The 25906-nt window shown below is 64.8% G+C and carries 22 protein-coding genes and 1 tRNA gene; 5 read left to right on the forward strand and 18 right to left on the reverse strand.

Annotated features, from left to right (window positions below):
* The 6 genes from AAG821_RS01830 to AAG821_RS01855 are packed head-to-tail and all read right to left on the reverse strand — an operon-like array spanning position 1 to position 4179.
* Positions 1-1014: a DUF6352 family protein gene (locus AAG821_RS01830; protein ID WP_341915484.1), complete on the reverse strand. Its 1014-nt coding sequence runs from the start codon at positions 1012-1014 to the stop codon at positions 1-3.
* Positions 1007-1483 (reverse strand): DUF6505 family protein, encoded by a 477-nt coding sequence (locus AAG821_RS01835; RefSeq protein WP_341915485.1) that lies wholly within the window; start codon positions 1481-1483, stop codon positions 1007-1009. Before AAG821_RS01835 ends, AAG821_RS01830 begins: the two co-directional genes overlap by 8 nt.
* A complete protein-coding gene (locus AAG821_RS01840; protein ID WP_341915486.1) occupies positions 1480-2208 on the reverse strand; it encodes a biotin/lipoate--protein ligase family protein in 729 nt (242 codons plus the stop codon). Before AAG821_RS01840 ends, AAG821_RS01835 begins: the two co-directional genes overlap by 4 nt.
* The gene (gene mobA / locus AAG821_RS01845; RefSeq protein WP_341915488.1) at positions 2205-2831 is read right to left on the reverse strand and encodes a molybdenum cofactor guanylyltransferase MobA; all 627 of its coding nucleotides are present in this window, start codon (positions 2829-2831) and stop codon (positions 2205-2207) included. Before mobA ends, AAG821_RS01840 begins: the two co-directional genes overlap by 4 nt.
* Before the next feature lies 1 nt (position 2832).
* A complete protein-coding gene (locus AAG821_RS01850; protein WP_341915489.1) occupies positions 2833-3726 on the reverse strand; it encodes a formate dehydrogenase accessory sulfurtransferase FdhD in 894 nt (297 codons plus the stop codon).
* A 21-nt stretch (positions 3727-3747) separates the two neighbouring features.
* A complete protein-coding gene (locus tag AAG821_RS01855) occupies positions 3748-4179 on the reverse strand; it encodes a CBS domain-containing protein (protein WP_341915490.1) in 432 nt (143 codons plus the stop codon).
* Positions 4180-4673: 494 nt separating this feature from the next.
* Between AAG821_RS01855 and AAG821_RS01860 the strand changes: the two genes are divergently transcribed.
* Positions 4674-4763 (forward strand) — tRNA-Ser (locus tag AAG821_RS01860).
* Positions 4764-4889: 126 nt separating this feature from the next.
* Here the strand turns inward: AAG821_RS01860 and AAG821_RS01865 are convergent.
* The 3 genes from AAG821_RS01865 to AAG821_RS01875 are packed head-to-tail and all read right to left on the reverse strand — an operon-like array spanning position 4890 to position 7854.
* Entirely contained in the window at positions 4890-5945 is a 1056-nt protein-coding gene (locus AAG821_RS01865; RefSeq protein WP_341916200.1) for a TRAP transporter substrate-binding protein, read from the reverse strand.
* Positions 5946-5965: 20 nt separating this feature from the next.
* Positions 5966-7264 (reverse strand): TRAP transporter large permease, encoded by a 1299-nt coding sequence (locus AAG821_RS01870; RefSeq protein ID WP_341915753.1) that lies wholly within the window; start codon positions 7262-7264, stop codon positions 5966-5968.
* Positions 7261-7854 carry a TRAP transporter small permease gene (locus AAG821_RS01875; protein ID WP_341915752.1) on the reverse strand — a complete coding sequence of 198 codons (594 nt, stop codon included), beginning with the start codon at positions 7852-7854 and terminating at the stop codon, positions 7261-7263. The genes AAG821_RS01870 and AAG821_RS01875 overlap by 4 nt, the downstream gene beginning before the upstream one ends.
* 236 nt (positions 7855-8090) lie before the next feature.
* On the opposite strand from AAG821_RS01875, the gene AAG821_RS01880 reads away from it, so the two are divergent.
* Positions 8091-8684, forward strand: a complete 594-nt coding sequence (locus AAG821_RS01880; RefSeq protein WP_341915750.1) for a HutD family protein — start codon at positions 8091-8093, stop codon at positions 8682-8684.
* A gap of 155 nt (positions 8685-8839) precedes the next feature.
* Here the strand turns inward: AAG821_RS01880 and AAG821_RS01885 are convergent, their stop codons facing one another.
* Positions 8840-10261 (reverse strand): PLP-dependent aminotransferase family protein, encoded by a 1422-nt coding sequence (locus AAG821_RS01885; protein WP_341915749.1) that lies wholly within the window; start codon positions 10259-10261, stop codon positions 8840-8842.
* 152 nt (positions 10262-10413) lie between these two features.
* On the opposite strand from AAG821_RS01885, the gene AAG821_RS01890 reads away from it, so the two are divergent.
* Both AAG821_RS01890 and AAG821_RS01895 read left to right on the forward strand, forming a co-directional pair.
* Positions 10414-11697 (forward strand): hydroxymethylglutaryl-CoA reductase, degradative, encoded by a 1284-nt coding sequence (locus tag AAG821_RS01890; RefSeq protein ID WP_341915748.1) that lies wholly within the window; start codon positions 10414-10416, stop codon positions 11695-11697.
* 44 nt (positions 11698-11741) lie between these two features.
* A complete protein-coding gene (locus tag AAG821_RS01895; protein WP_341915746.1) occupies positions 11742-12971 on the forward strand; it encodes an ABC transporter substrate-binding protein in 1230 nt (409 codons plus the stop codon).
* Between the two features lie 83 nt (positions 12972-13054).
* Here the strand turns inward: AAG821_RS01895 and AAG821_RS01900 are convergent, their stop codons facing one another.
* From AAG821_RS01900 to mtgA, 5 genes are all read right to left on the reverse strand, one after another.
* Complete coding sequence (locus tag AAG821_RS01900) at positions 13055-14794, reverse strand: sensor domain-containing diguanylate cyclase (RefSeq protein WP_341916202.1); 1740 nt, start codon at positions 14792-14794, stop codon at positions 13055-13057.
* A 119-nt stretch (positions 14795-14913) separates the two neighbouring features.
* Positions 14914-16431, reverse strand: a complete 1518-nt coding sequence (locus AAG821_RS01905) for a malonyl-CoA synthase (protein WP_341915744.1) — start codon at positions 16429-16431, stop codon at positions 14914-14916.
* A 111-nt stretch (positions 16432-16542) separates the two neighbouring features.
* The gene (locus AAG821_RS01910) at positions 16543-17253 is read right to left on the reverse strand and encodes a response regulator transcription factor (protein WP_341915742.1); all 711 of its coding nucleotides are present in this window, start codon (positions 17251-17253) and stop codon (positions 16543-16545) included.
* Complete coding sequence (locus tag AAG821_RS01915) at positions 17250-18782, reverse strand: ATP-binding protein (protein WP_341915741.1); 1533 nt, start codon at positions 18780-18782, stop codon at positions 17250-17252. Before AAG821_RS01915 ends, AAG821_RS01910 begins: the two co-directional genes overlap by 4 nt.
* A 64-nt stretch (positions 18783-18846) precedes the next feature.
* Positions 18847-19521, reverse strand: coding sequence for a monofunctional biosynthetic peptidoglycan transglycosylase (gene mtgA, locus AAG821_RS01920; protein WP_341915739.1), 675 nt, complete (start codon positions 19519-19521; stop codon positions 18847-18849).
* A 110-nt stretch (positions 19522-19631) separates the two neighbouring features.
* On the opposite strand from mtgA, the gene AAG821_RS01925 reads away from it, so the two are divergent.
* A complete protein-coding gene (locus tag AAG821_RS01925) occupies positions 19632-23456 on the forward strand; it encodes a NahK/ErcS family hybrid sensor histidine kinase/response regulator (RefSeq protein ID WP_341915738.1) in 3825 nt (1274 codons plus the stop codon).
* Between the two features lie 19 nt (positions 23457-23475).
* Here AAG821_RS01925 and AAG821_RS01930 read toward each other — a convergent pair whose 3' ends face one another.
* Genes AAG821_RS01930 through AAG821_RS01940 form a run of 3 tightly spaced genes read right to left on the reverse strand, consistent with a single transcriptional unit; the run spans position 23476 to position 25776 of the window.
* The gene (locus AAG821_RS01930) at positions 23476-24135 is read right to left on the reverse strand and encodes a response regulator transcription factor (RefSeq protein WP_341915737.1); all 660 of its coding nucleotides are present in this window, start codon (positions 24133-24135) and stop codon (positions 23476-23478) included.
* Between the two features lie 38 nt (positions 24136-24173).
* Positions 24174-24545, reverse strand: a complete 372-nt coding sequence (locus AAG821_RS01935; protein ID WP_341915735.1) for a hypothetical protein — start codon at positions 24543-24545, stop codon at positions 24174-24176.
* Between the two features lie 4 nt (positions 24546-24549).
* Entirely contained in the window at positions 24550-25776 is a 1227-nt protein-coding gene (locus AAG821_RS01940; protein WP_341915734.1) for an MFS transporter, read from the reverse strand.
* Positions 25777-25906: the final 130 nt, after the last annotated feature.

Genomic DNA, 25906 nt, shown 5'->3' on the forward strand with positions numbered 1-25906 from the left:
TCAGCTTCCCGCATTCAGCGGCAGGTTGACCACCAGATTCTGCGGCTTGAGCCGCAGCTTGCCATGATGATCCATGGCAATGCCGAGATAGACCGGCCGGCCGGCCACGCGCGGCAGCATCAGCGACGGATCGCGGAATTCCAGCCGGAACAGCGCCAGAATCTGGCGCATGTGGTCCTCGTCGACCGGCTTGCCCTCATACAGTGCGTTCATGATCGTGCTGGAGGTCGTGTCCATGCCGACATGCCAGACCCAGCGCTCGTCGCGGATGGTCTGCACCGGTTGCACCTGCACGGCAGCGCCGGTCAGCCGTTCAACCCAGGCCTCGATCACCCGGGCAAAGGCATCCTGCCCGGGCCGGGTAAAACCAAAGTCCAGCACGAAGTCGTGCTTGTCGCTGCGCGCCCAGTATTGCGGCGCATTTTCCTTGGTCAGGATATCCATGTCGATGCTGCGCAGCGCCGTGCCCGCCTCGGCCACCAGCGCGCCCAGCGAACCGAAGCCGCCGGCCGACAGCATCTCGACGGTTTCCTCATCGGCCAGCAGGATGCGGCTGTCCTGGATCGTGGCCTTCTGCACGCGGAAAAACAGCTCGGCGGCGCGGGCCTGGAAGGCATTGTCGCGACCATCCAGCAGGTCGCGCAGGATGGCGGCGGCCAGATGATCCATGAACATCGCCGGCACGGCCGGCGCCTTGGGCCGGAACAGGCCGACATAGGCCGCTTCCAGGGTGCCGCTGCGGATCAGATGATCGCGGAAGCGCAGGAAGATGGTGTAATTCTCCTGCGCATCTGCATCGGCCAGCGCGCTGAGATCGGCAGCCGCCACGCTGCGCAGCGGATCGCCCAGCAGGCTGGCATGCAGGGCACGCTCGGCGGCGCAGGCTTCGTCCGGCGGCGCCATTTCCGGCCGGCTGAGATAGGCGCGGATGAAATCGCCACTGATGCCAAGCCGGCCATCGGCACCGCGGTCGAGCAGGTCATAGCCGCTGCTGATCCAGAAGCCTTCAGACATCAGGGGCGATCTCCCAGATTTTCGTATGCGGTTTGTCGCCCGGCGGCTGCACGATGCGAAACTGTTCGCGGATGGCATCGCCCTCGATGAAGCGACTGAGACTCAGCAGCGTGTTGATCGGATGCTCGCTCAGCGAAACGGCGTAATCGATCTCTTCCTTGGCGGCAGCCTTGGCAGTGGCAAAATCCGGCGCGCCATACTCCTGCTGCAGATGCCGGGCCAGCGCCTCGATCACCGCGTCATATTCCTCGCGCTCGATGGTCGACACTGTCACCAGCGTCGACCAGCCGAAACTGTCGAGGCCCAGGAATCCATTTGAAAACGCCTGCTTTTCCTGGCGGCTGAGGCTGTCCGGATCGGCATCGGCAAAGGCGAAAGTACCCGGCACCGCCCACTCGCCAGGATCGGCGGCTTCGGGGAAGACGCGGGTGTCAGACTCGTCGAAGCGGATGGTGCGCAGCAGCTTCATTGCAGGGCCTGTACGTTTTCGGGCAGCTGCCAGCTCGGCTGCCGCAGCCGGTCGCGCAGCGGATAGAAAGTCTTTACGCCGGCTTCCGTCTCGCTCGCGGCATCGCCATTCGCATCGATCTTCAGCGCCTTGTCATCCAGGTCATGCAGGAACGCGCGGCGCACCGGCTCGAAACCCTGTTCCTGCCAGCGGTCGAGCCAGTGCAGCAGATGGCGACCGAAGGATTCGACCAGCTGTGGCACGGTAACGTCGCGGCAGCCTTCCTCATGCAGGTTGGTATATTCCAGCTCAGTGCCCGGCGCATCGTCGTCGCGCTCGGACACCATCTGCACGGTGATGCCCAGCACCAGCCATTCGGGCACGTCGGCCATGCCTTCCTTCTCGACCAGCGGGCCATGCGCGATGCGGATGCCGCCGACGCAGGCCGCATTCACCATCAGGCGATCCGGCCAGCCCACGGCAACAGGGGTTTCGGCCGGCGCCACGGCGGCCAGACCGTCATGCAGGCCCAGCAGGCCGACATAGGCCAGCGTCAGCGCCGGCTGGATCGGATCGAGCGGACGCAGCACCAGCGCCGCCTCGCAGCGGCTCGGCCGGTCCACCATCAGCATGAAGCCATCCTCGGCACCGTCGCGCGCCGCCTGGCAGGTGGTGCTGAAGGCGTCGGCGACACACAGCTTTAATGTGTAGCCCGGCGGCAGGTCGGGCCATTCTTCCGGTGTCATGCAGCATCCCCAAAACTGGCCAGCAGCCGCTCGGCCTCGGCCAGGTCTTCCGGCGCGTTGGCATTGAAAAACGGGTCGACCGGCGTGGCGGCGAAATCAACCTGCACCAGCTGGTGTCGTGCCGTCCAGCGATCCACCTTGCGGATATCCTCGTCCACCACGGCATGGCGCAGGTCGTCATACAGGCGCACCGGCCACAGGCCGACCACCGGATAGGCCTGCCCGGCCGACATGGCGCAGGCGAGATCCGCGCCGGCCTGCGCCCGCGCCGCCGCCATGCGCGCCACCAGGTCGCGCGGCAGGAACGGCCCATCGCCCGGTACAGTAACGATATCAGTCATCTCCGGCCGATTGGCTTTCGCCCATGCAAGGCCCGCCAGCACGCCGGCCAGCGGCCCGACAAAGCCATCGACCGCATCGCCGGCCACCGGCAGGCCCCAGGCGGCAAAGCGCGCCGGATCGCCATTGGCATTGAGCACGATGCCATCCACCTGCGGCACCAGACGCTCGATGATCCGCGAGAGGATTGGCTTGCCGCCGAGCAGCTGCAGCCCCTTATCGCCGCCACCCATGCGCCGTGCCAATCCGCCGGCCAGCACCACACCGAGAACCTTGCCAGACATGCTAGGCCGCCTCGTCGTCGCGGCCGCCCTTGCGCTGGCTGCGGGCGTCTTCCTCGGCCACGGCGGCCGGATCGGCATCGAAACGCAGCCGCTCGGTGCCGGCCAGGGCCACGAACCGCTTGCCCTTGGCGCGGCCGATCAGGGTCATGCCGATCTGGCGCGCCAGCTGCACGCCCCAGGCGGTGAAGCCCGAGCGGCTGATCAGGATCGGGATACCCATCTGCGCCGTCTTGATCACCATTTCCGAGGTCAGCCGTCCGGTGGTGTACATGCTTTTGCCTTTGGCCGAGAGGCCATGCACCCGCATGTAGCCGGCGATCTTGTCGATCGCGTTGTGGCGGCCGACATCCTCCATGTAGATCAGCGGCCGGTCGTCCTCGCACAGCACGCAGCCATGGATGGCGCCGGCCTCAAGATACAGCGAGGGCGTCAGGTTGATCTGTTTCGACAGGCTGTAGATCCAGGAAGTGTTCAGCACCGCATCGGGATCGAGCGCCACACTCTCCACCGCATCCATCATGTTGCCAAAGACGGTACCCTGGGCGCAGCCCGAGGTCTGGGTCTTTTTCTTCAGGCGGTCTTCGTAATCGGTCTGCCGCGCGGTGCGCACCACGATGGTCTCGATATCGGCATCGTAGTCGATGCCGGTGACCTCATCCTCGGGCAGCAGCATGCGCTGGTTGGCCAGATAGCCGAGTGCCAGATAATCGGGATAGTCGCCGATCGTCATCATGGTGACGATCTCCTGCCCGTTGAGGAACAGGGTGAGCGGGCGTTCGACCGGCACGCGGGTATCGATAGGCCGGCCGTCCTGGTCGATCCCCTGCACGGCCTCGGTGAGCGCCGGGTTCTGCGGGTCGGGGCGGACGAGATAGGCGGGCTGCTGAATCTTCATGGCTCCTATATAGGGCAGAACTCAGCCGGTGGCGATGTACTGCCGCAGGGCCTCGGCCTCCATCTGGGTATCGGCAATGCGGCGCTTGACCACGTCGCCGATGGAAATCATGCCGGTCAACTTGCCGTTATCCACAACAGGCAGGTGGCGAATGCGCCGCTTGGTCATCAGGTGCATCACATCCTCGATGGTGTCCTGGCTGGAGCAGACCATCACATTGCGCGTCATGATGGTGTCGGCGCTCTGCTGCAGCAGGTCGGTGCCGATCATGGCCAGGCCGCGCACGATATCGCGTTCCGACAGGATGCCGGCGATGCCGCCATCGGGCCGCAGCACCATCACCGCGCCGATGCCCTTGTCGGCCAGTTTCTGGCAGACCGTCTCGATGCCGTCATCGGGCCTGACGCTGACCACGCCAGGCGCCTTGTCCTTGAGAATTGCCGCAACGCCCATGGTTGTGTCCTCCTCTTTTCTGCCCGACGATCTGAGGCGGGCTGTTTGAATGCAGATCCGGCTACGCAACCTCCAGAAAACGATACAAAGCGCCGCCGGTTGCACGGCTGGCGGCGGGTGATGGCTGGATTTGGGGATGCCGGGCGCGGGATGGCACAGCCGCGTGGCCTGCTGCCCGGCTTGCGGCAGCACCCTTGGTTCCGGCGTTCGTCCCTGCAGTCTTCCCGGTGCTCATCAGGCCTCCCGGTGTATTTTTGCCGTCGACTCCGCTGATCGCGGCCCCACGGTGCCGACAGTGTCCGCCAAGCCCGCCGCGATGACAAGACCTGTTCCGCCGCACCGCCCCCAAGACGGGATTTAAGTGCTTGAACAGCCTTTGGCTTTGCCCTGTCCGACGGGGGGGGCCGGAGCCTTGCGGGCGGGGAGCGGTTCAGTTAAGGTCCGCGCCGTTTTCGACCCCCGGCGACGGTTTGCACCTTTCGCCGGTTCCTCGCGGAGAGGTGCCAGAGTGGTCGATCGGGGCGGTCTCGAAAACCGTTGTGCGTGCAAGCGTACCGTGGGTTCGAATCCCACCCTCTCCGCCAGATTTCCACCCCAGAAAATGCAAATCATTCAGACGCGTCATTCCGGGCGCGTTCCGGTCCCGCCCGCATATGGGCAAAAATAAACCGCCGCAGCCCGGGCCGCGGCGGTTTATCACGTGAAACGAATTACATGGCCTTGGCGGTGATGCCGACGGCCTTACCCACAGTGTCGTTCCAGCGGCTCACGCAATCGGGGCCACAGCGCTTGGCGAAATCCGGCAGGATCGCTTCGGCGAAAGCCTTCTTGCGCAGGGCCTGATCGGCATCGGTGACCGGCACCAGCACCATCTTGGCCGGTGTGCCTTCCGGGCAGGGCGCAGTGCCGGTATTGCAGGCCACGCCGATCGCCGTCTCGGTGGCCGCCTGCGCGAAGATATTGTCTTCCAGCACACGTACTTCCTTGGTCATCAGGGCCTGCACGCGCGCGTCCAGCTTGTTCCACCAGGCCAGATTGGCCGTGGTGGCCGCAAGGCCGAAATTCACCGGCATCGGCAGCAGATGGGTGGCCGCCTCATGCCATTTCGACTTGTAGCCCGAGAGTGAACCGGTGATGGCGCAATCCACCACGCCCTTGGCCAGCGCCGGCTGCACTTCGGCAAAGGCAATGTTCAGCGGCGAACCGCCCAGGTAGTTGACGAAAGACTGCTGCGAGATGCCCGAGGCGCGCACCTTCTTGCCCTTCAGGTCGGCCAGGCTGCTGATCTTGTCGCGACAATAGATCACCTGCGCCTGATACGAACCAAAGCCAAGCAGTTTGACGCCGTGCTTGGTTTCGTATTCCGCCGCCAGCATGGGGCGCACGACATTGGCCACCTTCTGCAGCTCTTCCACCGAACCCACCAGGCCCACCAGATCAGCCGATTCATTGATCGGCATTTCACCGGTGTTGTAGTTCAGCACCGTGGTGGCCATGGGCAATGTGCCCTGGCTGACCAGGCGGAAAATCTCGCCGCCCTTGAGGCCCAGCTCGGTGAAGGGCTTGATCTCCACCTGGATGGCACCGCCGGATTTTTCCGGCATGGTCTTGGTCCAGAACGGCACTTCCTGCTGCGTGTACATCGACAGATTGCCGATCGAACCGACCAGGTTGAACTTGGTGACCGGCAGGCCCTGTGCCTGTGCCGACACCGCCATGCCGAGTGCCGACGCCAACACCGCCGACGCAATAGCCAGTCTTTTCATCGTGTTTCTCCTCGCGTTGATTAATTCTTCGGATTCAGCATGTCGGGCAGCCACAGGGCGATACCCGGGAAAGCAATCAAAAGGCCGATCATGACAATCATCGCGCCCACGAAAGGCAGTGAGCCGATGCAAATATCGGAGAAGCGCCCGCCGCCGCGCACAGACTGCACCACGAACAGGTTGAGACCGATCGGCGGCGTGATCAATGCCGCCTCCATCAGGATCATGAACACAATACCCCACCAGACAGGGTCATAGCCGAGCGCCGACAGGATGGGCACCACGACGGCCGTGGTGGCAATCATCATCGACAGCGTTTCCATCACACAGCCGAGCAGCAGATAGAACACGATGATCGCCAGCAGCACCGCGAGCGGTGGCCAGCCCAGGCCGACGATGGCATCGGTCAGCACCTTCACCAGGCCGATGCCGACAATAACGAAATTGAGGAAGAATGCGGCAATGACAATGAGCATCACCATGCAGGTGGTGCGCACCGTGCCCTCGAAGGCACCGAGCAGAACCGGCCAGGTGAGCGCGCCATTGGCGGCAGCCAGCCCCAGCGAAGCCATAACACCCAGCGCGGCCGCCTCGGTGGGCGTGGCGACGCCGGCGTAGATCGAGCCGACCACGACCATGAACAGCCCTAGCGGCGGCAGCAGATGGATCAGTCCGGCGATCCGCTCGCGCCATAGCGACGTGTCGGCCAGTGCCGGGCCGCCCCAGGCCGGACGAAACAGGCAGAGTAGCACCACAGTGAGCGAAAACAGTCCGGCCAGCATGAAGCCGGGCACAAAGCCGGCAGCGTACAGACTGGTCACAGAGGTATCCGACAGCACGGCATAGATGATCATATTGATGCTGGGCGGAATCAGGATGCCAAGCGTGCCGCCAGCGGCAATGGTGCCTAGGAAAAGCGGCTGGTTGTAACCGCCCTTCTTCATGTTCGGGATCGCCACCGTGCCGATGGTGGCGGCAGTGGCCACTGACGAACCCGATGTGGCAGCGAAAATCGCGGCAGCGGCGATATTGGTGTGCATCAGCCGGCCGGGCAGCCAGTTGAACCAGGGCGCCAGGGCATTGAACAGCCGCTGGCTCACGCCCGAGCGATGCATCAACTCACCCATCATGATGAACATCGGCGCCGCCACCAGCACGAATTCCGTGGAGGTGTTCCAGGCGATCTCACCGATTGCACCAATCATCGGGAAGAAAGCAAACTGGCTTTGCAACGTGAAACCCAGCAGGCCAAGTGTGGCCGCAACCGGAATGCTCAGCACCAGAAACAGGCACAGAACCAGCAATGCATGCAAAATCATTCGGCATCCTTCGCCGGCGCACCGGCCTGCTCAATCTCTTCGCGCAAGGTTGCCGGTCCAATCAGGTGCTGCACGGCGGCAAGATCGCCACGCAGCAGCAGGCGGGCCGAGAGCAAGGCAATCAGCGCCGCGAACAGCGCAAACCAGAGCAGGCCGAGCAGCCAGATACCCTGGGGCAAGACGAGAGGCACCTGCAGGATGCTGATGGATTTGGCGTCGAGCTTCAGGGACTGCAGCCAAGTCTGCAGCGCATACCATGCAATCGCCCCGGCCACGACGAGAATGGCCAGATGCGCCACTAAATCCAGCATTACCCGCGGCAGCAAAGGCAAACGGTTCGCCACCAGGTCAATGCGGATATTCGATTTGCAGCTCACGGTATAGGCCATGCCGAGCGCAACCGCGGCCGCAAAGGCATATCCGGAAATCTCAAAACTCTCCACCACAGTGCGGTTGAGCAAATATCGCAACACCACATCCAGCGTAATCAAGCCGGCACAGCCCACCAGCAGGATGCCGCCGCTCAACCAGGCCAGATAACGCGAAACCCGCGCAGCCCAGAAATCGGGCTGCCCGTCAGCCTTTTTCATGCAATATCCCCCAGCACCGGTCGGCATCTGCCGATCTATCGACTCATCCTAGAGAGCGGCCAATGGGCGAACAAGGCAATATTCCCGCACTGCCGAGGAGTAACGCCTGCGTATCGCCGCCATCTGATCCGCAGGGGGCGGAAGCTGTCAGCAACCAGCAGCGAAACCACCCACCATGGCACCGCTGGTCCGGCGTCCTCGCATCAAAGACAGGAAGGCGCTAGCATGGTGCCAGCATGTCTGTCCTCAAGCCTCTCCGCCTTGATCCTGCCGGCTATCGGCGCACCCCGTGGAAAAACGGTGGCGGCGTCACCATTGATATTGCCGATGCCTATCGTCCCGGCGCCGCCATTGGCAGCTGGGACGGCATGATCTGGCGCTTTGGCCGCACCCGCATCGAGCAGCCCGGCCCCTTCTCCGACCTCAGCGGATTCGATCGCCATCTGATGGTGATCGAAGGGAGTGGCCTGATGCTGCATCCCGCCGAAGCACCTAGCCTGGATGTCCGCCGCCCCTTCCAACCGGTGTTCTTCGACGGCGGCTGGCGCATCGCAAGTGAACTCACCCAGGGGCCGGTGGCAGTGCTGAACCTGCTGGCGGACCGGCGACTGGCCGAGACGCTGCTGGAATTCCACACCGCACCCGCTGCGGTGAAACTGCCAGAAAGCACCGGCCTCATCTATGCCCCGCAAGCGGCGGTGATCGCGATCGACGGCGAGGACTACAGCCTCGCAGCCGATGCCACGATCCGTATCGACGGCGATCTGCCCATGACCGTGGAGGTCAAGGCAGGCGGCGTTGCCGTCGCCTGCATCCGCCTGCGCGAATAAAGCGGCGGCTATCCACCTCCATCGACTGGCTTCCGGCAGCCTTGGCTATGCCGTCTGCGTCAGAGCTTCACAGCTGCCTCGCCGGGGCTGAGGTTAAGCACCCGGGTGCTTGCGGTGCCCAGCGCGCTGATAAATTCCTCCGCCGGAGTCACCCGTCACCGAACCTGTTGCAGCGCCTGTTTCATAAAGCCGAGAAAACGCGGATGGCTGGCATGGGCCACATTGATACGCATCGCCGGCTGACGCGACACGCGCTCGGGACTGAACACCGCGCCCGGCGCCAGGAAGATGCTCTGCTGGGCGGCATCGCGGCATAACGCCAGCTCGTCGATGCCGTCTGGAAACTCGGCCCAGAGATAGAATCCGCCACCATGGGGTGGCACCACGGGCAGGCCGATGCGGGCAAGATCGGCCAACGCACGTGTTGTGGCCTCCTCCACCCGGCCACGCAGGCGGCGCAGATGGCGCAGATAATGCCCTCCAGCGATCAGGCCATAGACAAAGCGCTCGGCATGGGCCGAAGACGCCGCCACGGTCAGCAGCTTGATATCGGCCAGCGCCTCGGTCAGTGCCGCACTGGCAGCCACATAACCGACCCGCAGCGAGGCCGACAGCGTCTTGGAAAAAGTGCCGACATAGAGCACGCGATTGAGCTGGTCGAGTGCGGCCAGCCGCGGACTGTTTGGCGGCAGGATATCGGCGAAGGGGTCATCCTCGACGATATGGAAGCCATGCTTTTCTGCCGCCTGCAGCAGGCCGTAGGCCACCGACAGCGACAATGAGCCGCCGGTCGGGTTATGCGCCAGCGACTGGGTGAAGAACAGCTTGGGCTGCAGCACCGCCAGCTTGGTATTCAAATCATCCAGATCAGGCCCATCGGCATTGCGCCGGATGCCGACCACGCGTGCCTTGCCCAGCCGCAGCTTGCCGAACAGCGGATAGTAGCCCGGATCGTCGACGAAGACGACATCGCCGGGCTCGAGAAACTGTCGCATGATCAGATCAAGCGCATGATTGGCGCCATGGGTGAGCAGCACCTGTTCGGGCGAACCATGGATCGCACGCTCGGCCAGCAACAGCCCGATACGCTCGCGCAGTGGCAGGAAACCGCGCACCGTGCCATAGCCGTATTCGATGCCGACACCGCGCGGCAGCTTCATGCCCTCGAACTGCGCGCTCAGCTCCGAACCTTCCATCCAGGATGGCGGCGGTCGGCCATCGCCGGGCCGCACCTCGTAATGCTGCTCCATCTGTTCGCGCAGCAGCGAGACCAGATCCAGCGCCTCGGCCACATGCGGCGCGGGCCGTGGTGCAGCGCCGGCCGCCGCCGCAGCAACGACATAGCCAGAGCCGGGCCGCGCCTCCAGCAGGCCGAGTGCCACCAGGCGGTCATAGGCTTCAGCCATGGTGTTCTTCGACACGCCCTGGTCGATGGCGGCGCGGCGGATCGAGGCAATGCGCTCGCCAGGCTTCACCAGACCTTCCGCGATCAGTCGCGACAGCCGCGTGATGATCGCATCCACCCGCGTTACCGGGCGCTGCCTGGGGCCCTGCCCGGTGTTCTTGCTGCTCGCCAACTGTCCCGCCTTTTCTGCTGGTACAGGCCCGGCCGAAATCCGCCGAGCCGTCCCTTGAGCCATAGAACCGTATTGGGACAGTTTGGAAACTGTACCGCCCCCGAGTCAATCAACTTGCAGGGTCAACCGGCGGACAGGGATGGAGACAGAGAATGGGATCGGTCGAGACCGGCAAGTCCTCGCGCATCAGCGGCTTTCACAAACTCAGCCCGGCCGACCGGCTGAAACTGGTTCAGGGCTTTGCCGGACTGGATGCCGCCGCTGCCGGCCACTTGGCCCAGCCTGCCCTCGATCCGCATCTGGCCGATCACATGATCGAGAATGTGGTTTCCGCCATCAGTATCCCGATCGGCGTCGCCACCAATATGAAAGTGGACGGCCGCGACCTGCTGGTGCCGATGGCCACAGAGGAATCCTCCGTCGTGGCCGCCGTGTGCAACGCCGCGCGGCAATGCTATGACGCCGGCGGCTTCACCACGTCGGTCTCCGGCACCGAGATGATCGCGCAGATCCAGCTGGTGCAGGTGGCCGATCCGCAGGCCGCCCGTATCCGCATCCTGGAACGCAAGACCGAGATTGCCGAAATCTGCAACGCCTGCGATCCGGTGCTGGTGAAGCTCGGCGGCGGCTTCCGCGATGTGGAAGTCCGCGTCATCGCCACCCAGGGCGGGCCGATGGTAATCACCCATCTGATCGTCGATACCCGCGATGCCATGGGCGCCAATACGGTGAACACCATGGCCGAAAAGCTGGCGCCATCCATCGAGCGCTGGGGTAGCGGCAAGGTTTATCTGCGCATCCTGTCCAATCTGGCCGACCGGCGCCTGGCGCGCGCGCGCGCCACCTGGCCGCTGGAGGCCATCGGCGGTGCCGCCGTGCGCGATGGCATGCTTGCAGCCTATCACTTCGCCGATGCCGATCCCTATCGGGCCGCCACCCATAACAAGGGCATCATGAATGGTGTGTCAGCCATCGTGCTGGCCACCGGCAACGACACCCGCGCCGTGGAAGCCGGCGCCCATGCCTATGCCGCGCGCAATGGCCATTACGGCAGCCTGACCACCTGGGAGGTCGCCGCTGATGGAGGTCTCAGCGGGACATTAGAGCTGCCGATGCCGGTCGGCCTGGTCGGCGGCGCCACCAAGGTGCATCCCACCGCGCAGGCCTGCCTGAAAATCCTCGGCGTCCAATCCGCCGCAGACCTGGCGCGCATCATTGCCGCTGTCGGCCTGGCACAGAATTTCAGCGCCCTGAAGGCGCTGGCCACCACCGGCATCCAGAGCGGCCATATGGCACTGCATGCACAGAATGTCGCGATTGCCGCTGGCGCCACCGGCGAAGAGGTCGCGCGCGTCGCCGCGGTTCTGGTCGAGCGTAAGGCCGTGCGCCAGGACGTTGCCGAAACCGTGCTGCGCGAGCTGCGCGGCAAAGCCTGAACTGTCCGTCCATCACCACAGAAAATCATAAACCGGAGGAAACCATGACATACCCGTTGAAACTGACGGCCGTCGCCGTCGCATTGGGCGCGGCTCTTGCCCTGCCCGCCGCATCAGATGCCACGGCACAAATCGCCGGCAACAAGATCCGGCTCGGCGTGCTGACCGATATGAGCAGCTTCGCATCCGACTCCACCGGCATGGGCTCGGTGGTTGCCGCGCGGCTCGCAGCCGAAGATTTCGCCAAGGAACTGCCTGGGGTGTCCATCGAGGTGATCTTCTCCGATCACCAGAACAAGCCCGATATCGGCTCGGCGGCGGCGCGCAAATGGGTTGACCAGGATGGCATCAACGCCATCCTCGACGTACCCTTCTCCTCGGTCGCCCTGGCGGTCAGCGAAGTGACGCGCGACAGTAAGACGATGTTCATCGCCTCTGGCCCCGGCACCACGGTGCTGACCGGCGACAAATGCTCAGCCAACACCATCCATTGGACCTACGACACTTATGCGCTGGCCAACGGCACGGCACGCGCGCTGACCGAGGGTGGCGGCAAGACCTGGTATTTCGTCACTGCGGACTATGCCTTCGGCCATGCCTTGGAGGGCGATGCCACCGGCGTGATCAAGGCGACCGGCGGCCAGGTGCTGGGCAGCGTGAAGCACCCGCCGAATGGCAATGACTTCTCCTCGCCGCTGCTGCGCGCCCAGGCCAGCAAGGCCCAGATCATCGGCCTGGCCAATGCGGTGGGCGACACCATCAATTCGGTGAAGCAGGCGGCAGAATTCGGGATCGCCGGCAGCGAGCAGCGCCTAGCCGCACTGCTGATGCAGTTGACCGATGTGCATGCCTTGGGCCTGAAGAATGCCCAGGGGCTTTACATGACCGAGGCCTTCTACTGGGATCTGAACCCAGGTACCCGTGCATTTGCCGATCGCTTCGCGGCAAAGATGAACGGCAGCCGGCCGACCGGTAACCAGGCCGGCGTCTATTCCGGCACGTTGCACTACCTGAAGGCCGTGAAGGCGGCCAACAGCACCGACGGCACCGTGGTGGCCAAGAAGATGCGCGAGATCCCGATCGACGATGCACTGTTTGGCAAGGGCAATATCCGTGCCGATGGCCGTGCCGTGCATGACATGCTGTTCTTCCAGGTGAAGAAGCCGGAAGAATCGAAGGGACCCTGGGACTACTACAAGCTGGTGCGCACCATTCCGGCCAAGGATGCCTTTAGGCCGATGGCCGAGGGCAACTGCCCGCTGGCGAAGATGTAATCTCCATCGCCTGAAAGACAGCCGCTTAAAACGATCAACGGCGCCGGAGTAATCCGGCGCCGTTTGCGTTTCAGAGTCTGCAATTAGCCCGTAGCAGCAGCCGGCGGCACCACCGAGAGCGAGACCCGCACGCGGTTGCGGCCAGCGGCCTTGGCGCCATAGAGCGCGCCATCGGCACGGTCGATGGCATCCTGAATGTCGCGATCATCGACCGCCAGTATCGTGCAACCCAGACTGATGGTCACGCTCACAGTCTGACTGTCATCGATCTTGATCGGCGCCCCCTGAATCATGACGCGCGCGCGCTCGGCATAAGAGGCCGCCGCCGCGACGTCGCTTTCCATCAGCAGGACAACGAATTCCTCGCCACCGAAACGTGCGACCAGATCGGTCTCGCGGGCAGCGGCCTGCAGGCGGTTAGCCACTTCGCGGATTACCGCATCGCCTGCCGCATGGCCATATGTATCGTTGACCAGTTTGAAATGGTCGATATCGGCCACCACGATGGCGAGGTTGCGGCTGTAGCGCCGCACATAGGCAACCTGGCGCTCGGCAGTCGACAGGAAGGCGCGGCGGTTCAGCAGTCCGGTGAGCGGATCGGTTTCCGACAGTCGGCGCAACCGCTCGATATCCTGCGACAGCTCACGCGTTTCGGCCGCGTGGCTTTCAGCATCGCGTGTGGCGACCTCCAGCCGCTGCTCGGCCATGCCAACGCGGCGCAGCAGCGAACGCAAGGCGCGCGACAGCTGCACCACTTCCAATGCGCCGCCAACGCGCGGCAGTGTATTGACCCCGGCCTCGCGGCCGATGCGATCAGCTTCCAGTGTGATGCTCTGGATCGGTCCGGCCAGTCGGCCGGACAACCAGAAGGCAATCAGAACGCCGATAATGCCGAGGACGGCACCAACCAGCAGGATCGAGCCGACCAGGTCGCGGATCGGCTCATGCGCCACCGCAATGGGCAACTGCGCCACGACGATCCAGCCCAGCCCCGGATAATCGCGATAACCCTTGCTGACCGCATAGCCGGTGAGCCATTGCGCCGGGTTGTCGCCATAGGCGAGGCCCGAGCCCGATGGCCTGGCCCGCATCGCCGCCAGCTGCTCCGGGCTCAGCATCACAGTGTTGACGCGCTTGCCAAGCAGCACGCGACCATTCATATCGAGGATACTGATATCGGCGGTGGCGAAACGGCCATCCAAAGGCAGCACGGACTGCCGCACATCGGAAGCCCAGTCCCAGCTCAGATGCGCGCCGATTACGCCGATGATCGTGCCGCCGGCATCGCGCACCGGATAAGCAACATCCACGAAGCGAAAGGGTTCATTGTCGGCGCGCGGACCGAGCAGCTTGGCCAGCAGCAGGGCTTCATGCACATCGCCGACGAAAGGCTTGTCCTTGGCACCGATGAACCATGGCCGCTGCGCTACCGACAGACCTTCCAGCATGCCCTTGGTGGCTGCCACAACTGTGCCGTCCAGCTTGACGAAGCCGATCCAGGCATAATCGGGGTAACTGTCCTGCAACCGCTCCAGCACACCGCGCAGGACAGCCGGATTATCCTGCCATATGCTGCGCAACGGCTGCAGTTCGATCAGCGTGCCGATCTCCTGGTAGCGCACGGCCATATCGCGATCGAGCCGATCCGCCATCACGGCGGACTGCTCGGCCAGTTGTGTGCTCACCAGTTGGGAGGCCTTGTCCCGGCCGAGCCAGGCCGCACTCAGCGTTGCCCCGGCAACCAGAAACACCGCCAGCCCCGCTGTACCCAGCGTCATCTGGGCGCGGATGGACATCTTGTTGAAAAGACCCGGAAGCTGCATCGGCCTGGCCCTGATGGTGCGCCGACATGATAGCGCCGTTGCAACCGATTTTGCCCGATTACACAGGCAAATCAATCACAAAGCCGTATGCGCACCCGGAAGACCCGCCATACGGGTGATCAGGACTTGTAGAGCGTCTTGTACTGCTCGCGGAGGAGGTTCTTTTGCACCTTGCCCATCGTATTGCGTGGCAGGTCATCGACGAAGAACACCCGCTTGGGCAGCTTGAACTTGGCCAGGCGGCCGTCGAGCGCCTTGAGCACGGCGGCCTCGTCCAGCGCATGGCCTTTCGCAGCCACCACGACGGCCGTGACACCCTCGCCGAAATCAGGATGGTCGACGCCGATCACAGCAGATTCGATCACGCCGGGCATCGCGTCGATCTCGGTCTCGACTTCCTTCGGATAGACATTGTAGCCGCCGGAGATGATCAGATCCTTGCCGCGGCCAACGATATGCACATAGCCGCGATCATCGACCTTGCCGAGATCGCCGGTGATGAAGAAGCCATCGGCGCGGAATTCCGCCGCCGTCTTTTCCGGCATGCGCCAGTAGCCCTTGAACACATTCGGGCCTTTCACCTCGATCATGCCGATCTCACCCTGCGCCAGAGGCTTGCCGGTTTCCGGATCGGTGATGCGCAGGCTGACGCCGGGCAACGGGAAACCCACCGTGCCGGCAACACGCTCGCCGTCATAGGGGTTGGAGGTGTTCATGTTCGTCTCGGTCATACCATAGCGTTCGAGAATCCGGTGGCCGGTCTTGGCCTCCCAGTCGCGATGGGTATCGGCCAGCAGCGGCGCCGACCCGGAGACGAACAGGCGGATATGCTTGACCAGATCCTTGGTCAATGCCGGGCTCTGCAACAGGCGCACATAGAAGGTCGGCACACCCATCATGCTGGTGGCGCGCGGCAACTGGCGCACAACCTCATCGGCGTCGAATTTGGACAGGAAAATCATCGAGGCACCGGCCAGCAGGGTGACATTGCTGGCAACGAACAGGCCGTGGGTGTGGAAGATCGGCAATGCGTGCAGCAGCACGTCATTCCTGGTGAATTTCCAGTAGGCCACCAGCGTCTCGGCATTGGAGAACAGGTTCTGGTGCGTCAGCATGGCGCCCTTGGAGCGCCCGGTGGTGCCCGAGGTATAGAGGATCGCGGCCAGATCGTCAGCACTGCGCGGCACGGCTGCAAAGCCGGTGGGCGCAGCCTTGGCCTTGTCCATCAGGCTGCCATCGCCTTTCGATCCAAGCGTCAGGCAATGGGCGACGCCCAGCTTTTGCGCCAGGGGCGCGAGATCCTTCTCGACGGATGGCCGGCAGACCACCACGCGCGGCTCGGCATCGCCGATGAAGTATTCCAGTTCGGTCAGCGTGTAGCCGATATTGAGCGGCAGATAGACCGCGCCGGCAGCCACCACGCCCAGATATAGGATCAGCGCCTCGGCCGATTTGTCGACCTGTACGGCCACGCGGTCGCCGGGCTGCACCCCGAGCGCCGTCAGCGTGCCGGCAAAGCGTTCGGCCAGCGAAAAGGCATCGGCATAGCTGAATACCCGCCCTTCACCGGTTTCGATGAAGGTCTTGGCCGGATCGGCGACGCGGGAACGGATCAGGGTATAGAGATTCTCGGACATTTCTGTTTGCGCTTCGGTTGCGGGTCGGACGTCCGTACTAAATCGTCCCCGCCCCGGTCCGCGCAAGCCTCACGGCCGGCGCCGGGCCTGTTCAGCGCGTTTTAATTACCGTCAGGAGACCGCGGTCTCTAATTGGTCGGCCGCCAGCAGGCGATAGCCCACCCCCAGCTCCGTCACCACATAGGTTGGCCGCGCCGGATCGCGTTCGATCCGTTGCCGCAGCTTGCGCATGAAGATGCGCAGGTAATGCACGTCTTCGGCATGTTCATCGCCCCAGACGCCGCGCAGCAGCTGCTCATGCGTCACCACTTTGCCGGCATGCCGGGCCAGATGCTGCAGCAGACCATACTGCTTGGGCGTTAGCTTCACCTCCGCGCCATCCACCACCACCCGGCGCCGCGCCAGATCGACCGTCAGGCCGCCCACCTCGAACAGTGGCTCGTTGGCCGCCGGGGGAGCCCGGCGTATCACGGCATTCACCCGGGCGAGGAATTCGGCAATGCTGAACGGTTTGGTCAGGTAGTCGTCCGCGCCGCATTCAAAGGCGCGGATCTTGTCGGCCTCGCGGTTGCGCACGGTCAGCACGATCACCGGCGTCCAGCTCCATTCACGTAGGCGCCGCAGCACGTCGAGACCATCCTGATCGCCCAGCTGCATATCCAGCACAACCAGGCTGATCTCCTCCTTGGCCGCGACATCCAGCGCCTCAGCGCCGGTCGCGGCCTCGATCACGTCAAAATCATGCATGGCCAGCGCCGGGCGCAGAAAGCGACGGATCTGCACCTCATCATCGACAATAAGAATCTTGCGCTTGTCGCTCATGCGGCTTCTCCTTCATCCACCACCTGCAATGTCTTGGCTGGTGGCATGCCGATATGGAAGGCGGCACCCAGCCCCGCCCCGCGGCTTTCCGCCCAGATTTCACAGCCCGCAGCCTCGACAAAGGCCTTGCTGACCATCAGGCCAAGACCATTGCCGGCGACCTGGCCCGATGAGGCATCCGCACGATAGAAGGGTGCGAAAATTTCCTGAACGTCGCTCATCTGCAGTCCGATACCGGAATCCTGCACGCTCAGGACGACCCGATCCTGCTCGACACGCCCGCGCAATGCGATGGTCGATCCGACCGGCGAATACTTGGCGGCGTTTTCCAGAATATTGACCAGCGCCTGCTCGATCAGCACCGGATCGGTCTGCACCATCGGCAGATCAAGCAGATCGTCAGACTCCAGGTGATGCCGTGCCAGGGCCTTGTGGCTCTGCCGCAGGGCGGCATTGGCAATGTCGGCGACATCCACCGGTTCAACCTGCGGCGCCAGGCGGCCGGCCCGGATGCGGGTGAGATCGAGCATACGGCGGATATAGCGTTCCAGCCGTTCGGCTTCCTCGCGGATGGTGGATTGCAGCTCAGCGCGGGTGGCGTCATCACAGATCGGGCCAAATTTCTCCAATGTGGTGACCGAGCCGAGGATCGAGGCGAGCGGGGTATGTAGGTCATGGGAAATCGAGCCCAGAACCGCCTCGCGCAACCCCTCGGCCTTAGCCTGCAGTCGCGCCTCTTCCACGCGCAAGGCCAGACGCATGCGCGCCAGTGCCAGACCGGACTGTTCCATCATGGCCGCAATCGCCAGCGGATCGAGCCGGTCTGCCAGGTCCGGCCCCAGCACGACGACGCCAAATGGCCGTCCCCCACTGCGCAACACATAGGTTGACGCATCACCGGTATCGCCATCGCGCCTTTGCCAGGCGGCCTGCGCTAAGGTATCCGCCGTCATCGCGCCAAATGATCCCGCAACGGCAACACAGGTCAGCGTCTCGCCATCGGCCAGATAGATCGCGACCCCGCAGTCCAGTCCACGATGAAGTTCATCGGCCAGGACGGCCGGGGTTTCGGCAGGATCGACCACGGCACTGATGCGGCGGTTGAAGGCCAGCAGGTATTCCATCACCGCTTCCCGCCGCCGCGAGGCGGCCGCAGCGCGACGTGCATAGCCGGCCAGTTGGCTGGAGGCGATGGCAACCCCGGCGAATACAAAGATGTCGGCAAATTCCTGCGGATCGGCATCCGGCAGGCTGAAGGCCGGGTTGTAGAACAACACCGAACAGACCGCGAGGGCCGCCACGGCCGCGGTGAGCGACGGGATCATGCCGCCGAAAATCGCAGCGCCAAGGATCACCGGCACGAACAGGATCGAAGCCGACCTGACGTCGATGGCGCGACTGAGTGCAAAAACGCCAACCCCGGCCAGCCCGACCACGCTGGCGGCAGCAAGGCTCTGCAGCAGGACCTTGCCCACCGGCGCGCGGGCAGGTTCGTCTCCAGCCAGATGAAGGGCGGCAAGCGAAGTCATGGCCGATTATCCCACAGGCTTCAAGCCCGTACAGCCCCGGGGCGACAACCGGCCCGGGGGTGCGTCAATTGATACAGCCAAGCTGGGCCTGCCCGAGCTGACCCATGCGCCCGCGGATGATGCCGGTCCGGCGCTCGATATAGGCGGTCGGGCTCGCCGCATTCCAGCGGTTCGGGCTGGGCAGGATGGCGGCCAGCCGGGCCGCCTGGGTATCGCTCAGCCGGCTGGCCGGGATGCCGAAATGCGCCTGCGCGGCAACCCCGGCCCCGAACAGGCCCGGCCCCATCTCGGCGATGCTGAGATAAACCTCCAGGATGCGGCGCTTGGGCCAGGCGGCGTCCAGCGCCAGGGCCAGCGGCGCTTCCAGCGCCTTGCGGACAAAACCGCCACCTGGCCAAAGAAACAGGTTGCGCGCCACCTGCATCGAAATGGTGCTGGCGCCGCGCAAACGGCCGGTTTCCTCGTAATCATCCAGGGCATCCTGCACGGCATCCAGGTCGATGCCGCGATGCAGGCAGAAGCGGCCATCCTCCGCGGCAATCACCGCCCGGGCCAGGCCCGGCGCCACGGCGGTGAGCGGCAACGGACGATACTGCACGGCGCTGCCGCGCTCGACCGAACGGATCAGCATCAGCGGGGTCGCCGGCGGGTCGACAAACCGGAACAGCAGCAGGCCGCCGCCCCAGAACAAGGCGAGCGCCAGCAGAAGGAGTTTCAGCAGCCCGACCAGCAGCCTCATCCATGCAGCAAAACCCGCCCGGGCGGGTATCGCAACTGTCCGCACCCCCTAATCCGTAGACAGGGGCCGGCCGGGGAGATTTACTGGCCGGAACGGGGAGAAAACATCAGATGCTGCAAGGCAGCGCCATCCTACTTCTGTCGCTCGGCTATCTCGGGCTGCTGTTTGCTGTTGCCCATCTGGGCGACCGGCTCGGCTCGCGCTGGTACAGCGGCCGTAGCGGCGCGACGATCTATGCCCTGTCGCTGGCGATCTATTGCACATCCTGGACCTTCTACGGTTCGGTCGGCCGTGCCGCGCTGTCCGGCCCCGACTTTGTCCTGATCTATGTCGGCCCGATCCTGGCGATCACGGCCGGCTATCCGGTGATGGACAAGATGATCCGCATCGCCAAGCGCCAGAACGTGATCTCGATTGCCGATTTCATCGGTTCACGCTACGGCAAAAGCCGCGCCGTCGCCGTGCTGGTCACCCTGATCGCAGTGATCGGCGTGCTGCCCTATATCTCGCTGCAGATGCAGGCCGTCAGCGTCACCTTCGAGGTGCTGGTCGGCAGCGAGATGGCGCATCTACTCAACGCCACCCTGCCGCCGCCATGGCGTGACACCGCGATGTTCGTGGCTGGCATCATGGGCCTCTTCACGATCCTGTTCGGTGTGCGGCACGTGCAGGCAACCGAGCAGCATCGCGGCATGATGCTGGCCATCGCATTTGAGTCGCTGGTCAAGCTGGCCGCTTTCCTCGCCGTGGGTCTGTTCGTGTTTTACGGCCTGTTCGATTCCGGCAGCGACCTGCTGGCGCGGGTGGAGGCATCGCCCGGCCTGGCCGATCAGTTAAGCAAGGGGCTGGGCACCAACTGGATCGCGATGACTCTGCTCTCGGGCTTCGCCTTCCTCTGCCTGCCGCGCCAGTTCCATGTCGCCGTGGTGGAAGGCAACGATCCCAACCATCTGAAGGCAGCCCGCTGGCTGTTTCCCACTTACCTGATCGCCATCAACCTTTTCGTCGTGCCGATTGCCGCGGCCGGCCTGCTGCTGACCGAAAAAGGCACCAACCCGGATTTCTTCGTCATCACCCTGCCGCTGATGAGCGATCAGCTGGCGCTTTCGGTCTTTGCCTTCATCGGCGGCCTGTCGGCGGCGACATCCATGGTGATCGTCGCCTGCATGGCACTCTCGATCATGGTATCAAACGAACTGGTGACGCCGCTGCTGCTGCGCTCGCGCGCCGGTGGTTCGCATGAAGTCGGACAGATCGTGCTCAATGTGCGTCGTGCCGCCGTCATCGTCATTCTTATCGCTGCCTATATCTATCACACCTGGATCGCCGGCTACCTGCCGCTCGCCTCGATCGGCATGATCTCGTTCTGCGCGGTGGCCAACTTCGCGCCGCCGCTGCTGCTTGGCCTGTACTGGCGCCGCGCCCATCGCTATGGCGTGATCGCCGGCCTGTTCGCCGGCTTCGCGGTCTGGATCTATGCCCTGCTGCTGCCCTCGATCCAGGGCGCTGCCAGTGGCCAGCCGATGGTCGCACCGCTGACGCCCTGGCTGCCCGCGCCTTTCAACGGCTTCGACGCCATCCTGCAGGGCTTCGTCGCCTGCGGCGTGGTGAACACCGCGCTGCTGGTCGGCATCTCGCTGCTGTCCCGCCCCAGCATGCGCGACCGCGAACAGGCGGCGATTTTCGTTTCCGGCGGCGAAGGTCTGCCGGCTGCCACCTTCGAGGAAGCCGATAACGATCCGCGTATCGAGGAATTGCGTGCCCTGTCGGCCCGCTTCATCGGCAGCGAACGCGCCGAGCGTGCTTTCGCCGGCCGCCGGATGAATCCGGCCGAGGCCATGGCCTTCACCGAACATCTGCTGGGTGGTGCCATCGGCGCCGCCTCGGCGCGCATCGTGATGGCCTCGGCACGCGGCAAGAACCTGCTCAGCCCGCGTGCGGCCCGCGCCATGCTGGGCGAGGCGTCGGAGGCCATCCGGCACAATCTCGATCTGCTGCGCACCACGCTGGATCATATCAGCCAGGGCATCGGCGTGTTCGACCGCGAACAGCGGCTGGCGGCCTGGAACGACCGTTTCTTCGACCTGCTGAGCCTGCCGGCCAACCTGGCTGAAAACGGCATCCCGCTCACCCAGCTGGCCGGCGATGGCACCGGCGACCTGGCTATGACACTGGCTTCGGGCGCGCGCGGTTCGCAGATCCATGAACGCCGGCGACCCGATGGCGGCGTCATCGAAATCCGCGTCGATCCGATGCCTGATGGCGGCTTCGTCGCCACCTGCACCGATGTCAGTGAGCGTGTGCGTGCCGCCGAAGCCCTGCGCGCCTCCGAACGCGCCATCCGCATCTACACCGACAACGTGCCGGTGCTGATCGCCTATGTCGACCGCGAAGAACGTTACCGCTTCACCAACATGCCGTTTCGCCGCTCGCTCAACCTGCCGCAACAGCAGATCGACGGCCGCCCACTGAAGGAAATGATCTCGCCGGAACGCTATACCCGGCTGAAGCCGCATATCGATGCCGCGCTGGCCGGTCAGCGCCAGAGCTTCGAGATCGAATTCCCCACCAATGACGCCAAGATCGAGGTGGCACACGGCACGTATATTCCGCATGTCGACCATCGCGGCGAGGTGCTGGGCTTCTTCCTGCTCTATCAGGATGTCACCGAGCGCCGCCGCGCCGATGCCGCATTGCGCGCCGCCTATGAAGGCCTGGAACGCCGCGTCGCCGAGCGCACCGCCGAACTGCAGCTGGCCGTGCAGGAACTGGAAGCCTCACGTGCTCAGGCCGAAGCCGCCAATCTCGGCAAGACGCGCTTCCTCGCCGCCGCCAGCCACGACCTGCTGCAGCCGCTGCATGCCGCGCGGCTGTTTACCGCGGCGCTGGCCGAACGCGAGCCGGATAATCCGCTGGTGTCGAAGATCGACCACGGGCTGGGTTCCGTGGAAGTGCTGCTCGATGCGCTGCTCGATATCTCCAAGCTGGATGCCGGCGCGGTGCGCCCGGAAATCCGCCCCACCGCATTGTCCTCGCTGTTCGATGCCCTGGCGACATCGTTCGGGCCGCTGGCGGCACGGCGCGGCGTGACACTGAAGGTGGTGCCGACCACGGTGACGATCAACACCGACCCGGCATTGCTGCGCCGCGTGCTGCAGAATTTCGTCGCCAACGCGATCCGCTATGCCAATCCCGAGCGCGACGACCGCCGCGTGGTGGTCGGCTGCCGCCGTGAGGGCGACCAAGTGCGCATCGCGGTCTGCGACAACGGCCCCGGCATCCCCGGCGACAAGCGGCAGGTGATCTTCCAGGAATTCGCCCGGCTGGAGCGCGGCGGCGATGCCGCCGAACGCGGCCTCGGCCTCGGCCTCGCCATCGTCGACCGCATCGGGCGCATGCTCAACAACCCGATCCGGGTCGACTCGCGCCTTGCGCGCGGTTCGGTGTTCAGCATCACCGTGCCACGCGCTGCCGTCGAACCGGCCGAGGCAGTCGAAGCCCAGGCGATACCGGCCTTCGTCGCCGGCTCGCTGAGCGGCAGCTTCGTGCTGTGCATCGAGAACGAGGCCGGCGTGCGCGAGGCGATGACCACGCTGCTGGATGGCTGGTCCTGCAAGGTCGCCGCCGTCGACTCCATTCCCGCCGCGCGACAGGCCGTGGCGGCGGCCGGCCGCAGCCCGGATATCATCCTCGCCGACCTGCATCTGGATGAAGACAGTCCCGACGGACTGGAAGCCATCGCGCAACTGCGCCGCGACTGGGGCCAGCGCATCCCGGCAATCCTGATCACCGCCGATCGCAGCCAGGAAATGCGCCAGCGCGCCGCCGAGATGGGTGTCGATGTGCTGAACAAGCCGGTGAAGCCGGCAGCCCTGCGCGCGCTGATCAGTCAGCGCCGCCGTCCGGCGGGTTCCCTCGCAGAAACCGGCGACTGATCAGACCGAGAAGTGCCAGTTAAACTGAGAAATGTCTGGCGGCGATCACGGCCTGGGTGCGACTGCGCACGCCCAGCTTCTTGAGGATGGCGGTGACATGCGCCTTCACCGTGGCCTCGCCGACCGAGAGTTCATGGGCGATCTGCTTGTTCAGCTTGCCCTTGCTGAGCAGGGTGAGGACGCGCAGCTGCTGCGGCGTCAGCTCGCTGACCCGGCGGGCGAAATCGTCGGGCATCGCGGCATCGCCGCCTTCCAGTTCCGGCGGCAGCCAGACCTCGCCATCCAGCACCGCCTGCAGGGCGCTGGCGATGGTTTCCATCGCCGCCGATTTCGGCACAAAGGCGGCGGCGCCGAATTCGATGGCGCGGCGCATCACCGCAGGCTCGCGCGTGGAGGACACGATGGCGACCGGCACGGCGGGATGGCTGGAGCGCACCGCGGCGAGGCCGGCGAAACCGTCCATGCCCGGCATGTCGAGATCGAGAATGAGCAGATCGACCGACTCGCGGGCATCCAGGGCGGCACGGGCGCCATCGAGATCGGCAGCCCCCACCACCTCGACGCCGGTCATCGCCTGGCGCAGGGCCTGGCCCAGCGCCTCACGGACCAGAGGATGGTCGTCGGCGATGATGATCGTCAGTGCCGGTTCTGCGGCGCCGGCTTTGGCTGCTCCCGTCATGCCTACGAGGGTAAACCAGCGCCCCGCTGGCAGCAAGGTCAGCCCAGGCGGGCACGGAAAAAGGATTGCGGCGGCATCCCGGTGCAGCCCGCCAGCGTGAAGAGCGTGAGCGGCTGGGCGCGAAATACGGCAATTGCACCATTCTGCCGCAGCCGCGCGGCGAAGCCGGGATCGTCGGAGGCCAGTTCGAGCGCATTGCCGAGCCAGGTCTGCCGCACCAGCCGGGCCTCGGTGCCGAGCGCCGCCGCCAGGCTGGCGGTGCCGTCCCAGCCGAAGGGATAGACGGCGATGACGCGGCCGCTGGCCTCGGGCGGCAGCACCGCCTGGCGGATTGTCCAACCCAGCAGCAGCAGCCAGACCAGCGTGACGCCGAGCAGCAGTCCGAGTGCCAGACGATGCCCGGCGGCCATACAGTTACTCCGCCGCAACCGGCGCCGGCGCCACGCGGACCAGCGGCCGTTCGTCGATCGGCCAGTGCACGATGGCGGCAAAGACGCCAAGCCCGAGCGAAATCCACCACACCACGTCATAGGAGCCGGTAAGATCGAACAGCCGGCCGCCGAGCCAGACGCCGAGGAAGCCGCCGACCTGGTGGCTGAAGAAGACGATGCCGAACAGGGTGGCCATGTAGCGCGGCCCGAAGATCTGCGCCACCAGGCCGGAGGTGAGCGGCACCGTGGAGAGCCAGAGCAGGCCCATGCAGAAGGCGAAGATCAGCACGCTGACCTGCGTCATCGGCAGCAGCACAAACACCGCGATCACCACGGCGCGGGCGGCATAGATGAAGCTGAGCAGGTATTTCTTGCTGCGCTTGCCGCCCAGCACGCCGGCGGTGTAGGAGCCGACCACATTGGCGAGGCCGACCAGCGCCAGCGCCCAGGCGCCGGTGGCCGGATCGAGGCCGCGATCGACGATATAGGCCGGCAGATGCGTCTGGATGAAGGAGACGTGGAAGCCGCAGACGAAGAAGCCCGAGATCAGCAGCCAGTAGCTTTTCTGGTTGCCGGCCTCTTTCAGCGCCTCGCCCATCGACTGCTTCGGCCCGCTGCCCTCGGGCGCCTTGCCGGCCAGTACGCTGGACAGCGGCACGATGGCGAGCGCAAACAGGCTGAGCAGCAGCAGGGCGATCTGCCAGCCCCAGGCGGCAATGAAGCCCTGGCTGAGCGGCACCATCAGGAACTGCCCCATCGAGCCGGCGGCTGTCCCTAAGCCCAGCGCCCAGGAGCGCCGCTCGGGCGGCACCATGCGGGCGATGGCGGCCAGCGCCACGGTGAACGAGGTGCCGGCCAGGCCCATGCCGAGCAGCACGCCGAGCGTGAGGTTGAGCATCAGCGGCGTGGCGGCATAGGCGGTGAGCGCAACGCCGCCGGCATAGAGCAGCGCGCCGACCGCCAGCACGCGGCCGGAGCCGTAGCGGTCGGCAATGGCGCCGGCAAAGGGCTGGCCGAAGCCCCAGAGCACGGTCTGGATGGCGATGCCGAAGGCAAACACCTCGCGGCCCCAGCCATTGGCGATGCTGATCGGCTCGAGGAACAGGCCGAAGCCCGAGCGCACGCCGAAATTCAGCAGGGCGATCGTACAGCCGATGACGATCACCAGCATGGGGGTGCGCCAGGGGATGCGGGCGGCGGAAACGGTCATGGCTTCAGATCTCCTGGCACGGACGGTTGCCGTCAGCACTAGGCCACCGGCCGGGGAGCGGCAAGTTCAGAATTGCGACCATACATTCCGGGCTGTGGCCGGGCTCTGGCGGCAGCTTCGTTCAGGTTCG

Origin of the sequence: Ferrovibrio terrae (assembly GCF_943372915.1) — a bacterium.
GTDB classification, from domain to species: Bacteria; Pseudomonadota; Alphaproteobacteria; order Ferrovibrionales; family Ferrovibrionaceae; genus Ferrovibrio; species Ferrovibrio terrae_A.

Bases quoted from the DNA above. Each gene is read 5' to 3' on its own strand.
- AAG821_RS01880 (WP_341915750.1), top strand. From the start codon at position 8,091: ATGTCTGTCCTCAAGCCTCTCCGCCTTGATCCTGCCGGCTATCGGCGC.
- AAG821_RS01875 (WP_341915752.1), bottom strand. From the start codon at position 7,854: ATGAAAAAGGCTGACGGGCAGCCCGATTTCTGGGCTGCGCGGGTTTCG.
- AAG821_RS01910 (WP_341915742.1), bottom strand. From the start codon at position 17,253: ATGAGCGACAAGCGCAAGATTCTTATTGTCGATGATGAGGTGCAGATC.
- AAG821_RS01890 (WP_341915748.1), top strand. From the start codon at position 10,414: ATGGGATCGGTCGAGACCGGCAAGTCCTCGCGCATCAGCGGCTTTCAC.
- AAG821_RS01930 (WP_341915737.1), bottom strand. From the start codon at position 24,135: ATGACGGGAGCAGCCAAAGCCGGCGCCGCAGAACCGGCACTGACGATC.
- AAG821_RS01900 (WP_341916202.1), bottom strand. From the start codon at position 14,794: ATGCAGCTTCCGGGTCTTTTCAACAAGATGTCCATCCGCGCCCAGATG.
- AAG821_RS01850 (WP_341915489.1), bottom strand. From the start codon at position 3,726: ATGAAGATTCAGCAGCCCGCCTATCTCGTCCGCCCCGACCCGCAGAAC.
- AAG821_RS01925 (WP_341915738.1), top strand. From the start codon at position 19,632: ATGCTGCAAGGCAGCGCCATCCTACTTCTGTCGCTCGGCTATCTCGGG.
- AAG821_RS01940 (WP_341915734.1), bottom strand. From the start codon at position 25,776: ATGACCGTTTCCGCCGCCCGCATCCCCTGGCGCACCCCCATGCTGGTG.
- AAG821_RS01840 (WP_341915486.1), bottom strand. From the start codon at position 2,208: ATGACACCGGAAGAATGGCCCGACCTGCCGCCGGGCTACACATTAAAG.
- AAG821_RS01895 (WP_341915746.1), top strand. From the start codon at position 11,742: ATGACATACCCGTTGAAACTGACGGCCGTCGCCGTCGCATTGGGCGCG.
- AAG821_RS01870 (WP_341915753.1), bottom strand. From the start codon at position 7,264: ATGATTTTGCATGCATTGCTGGTTCTGTGCCTGTTTCTGGTGCTGAGC.
- AAG821_RS01855 (WP_341915490.1), bottom strand. From the start codon at position 4,179: ATGGGCGTTGCGGCAATTCTCAAGGACAAGGCGCCTGGCGTGGTCAGC.
- mtgA (WP_341915739.1), bottom strand. From the start codon at position 19,521: ATGAGGCTGCTGGTCGGGCTGCTGAAACTCCTTCTGCTGGCGCTCGCC.
- AAG821_RS01835 (WP_341915485.1), bottom strand. From the start codon at position 1,483: ATGAAGCTGCTGCGCACCATCCGCTTCGACGAGTCTGACACCCGCGTC.
- AAG821_RS01915 (WP_341915741.1), bottom strand. From the start codon at position 18,782: ATGACTTCGCTTGCCGCCCTTCATCTGGCTGGAGACGAACCTGCCCGC.
- mobA (WP_341915488.1), bottom strand. From the start codon at position 2,831: ATGTCTGGCAAGGTTCTCGGTGTGGTGCTGGCCGGCGGATTGGCACGG.
- AAG821_RS01865 (WP_341916200.1), bottom strand. From the start codon at position 5,945: ATGAAAAGACTGGCTATTGCGTCGGCGGTGTTGGCGTCGGCACTCGGC.
- AAG821_RS01905 (WP_341915744.1), bottom strand. From the start codon at position 16,431: ATGTCCGAGAATCTCTATACCCTGATCCGTTCCCGCGTCGCCGATCCG.
- AAG821_RS01935 (WP_341915735.1), bottom strand. From the start codon at position 24,545: ATGGCCGCCGGGCATCGTCTGGCACTCGGACTGCTGCTCGGCGTCACG.
- AAG821_RS01830 (WP_341915484.1), bottom strand. From the start codon at position 1,014: ATGTCTGAAGGCTTCTGGATCAGCAGCGGCTATGACCTGCTCGACCGC.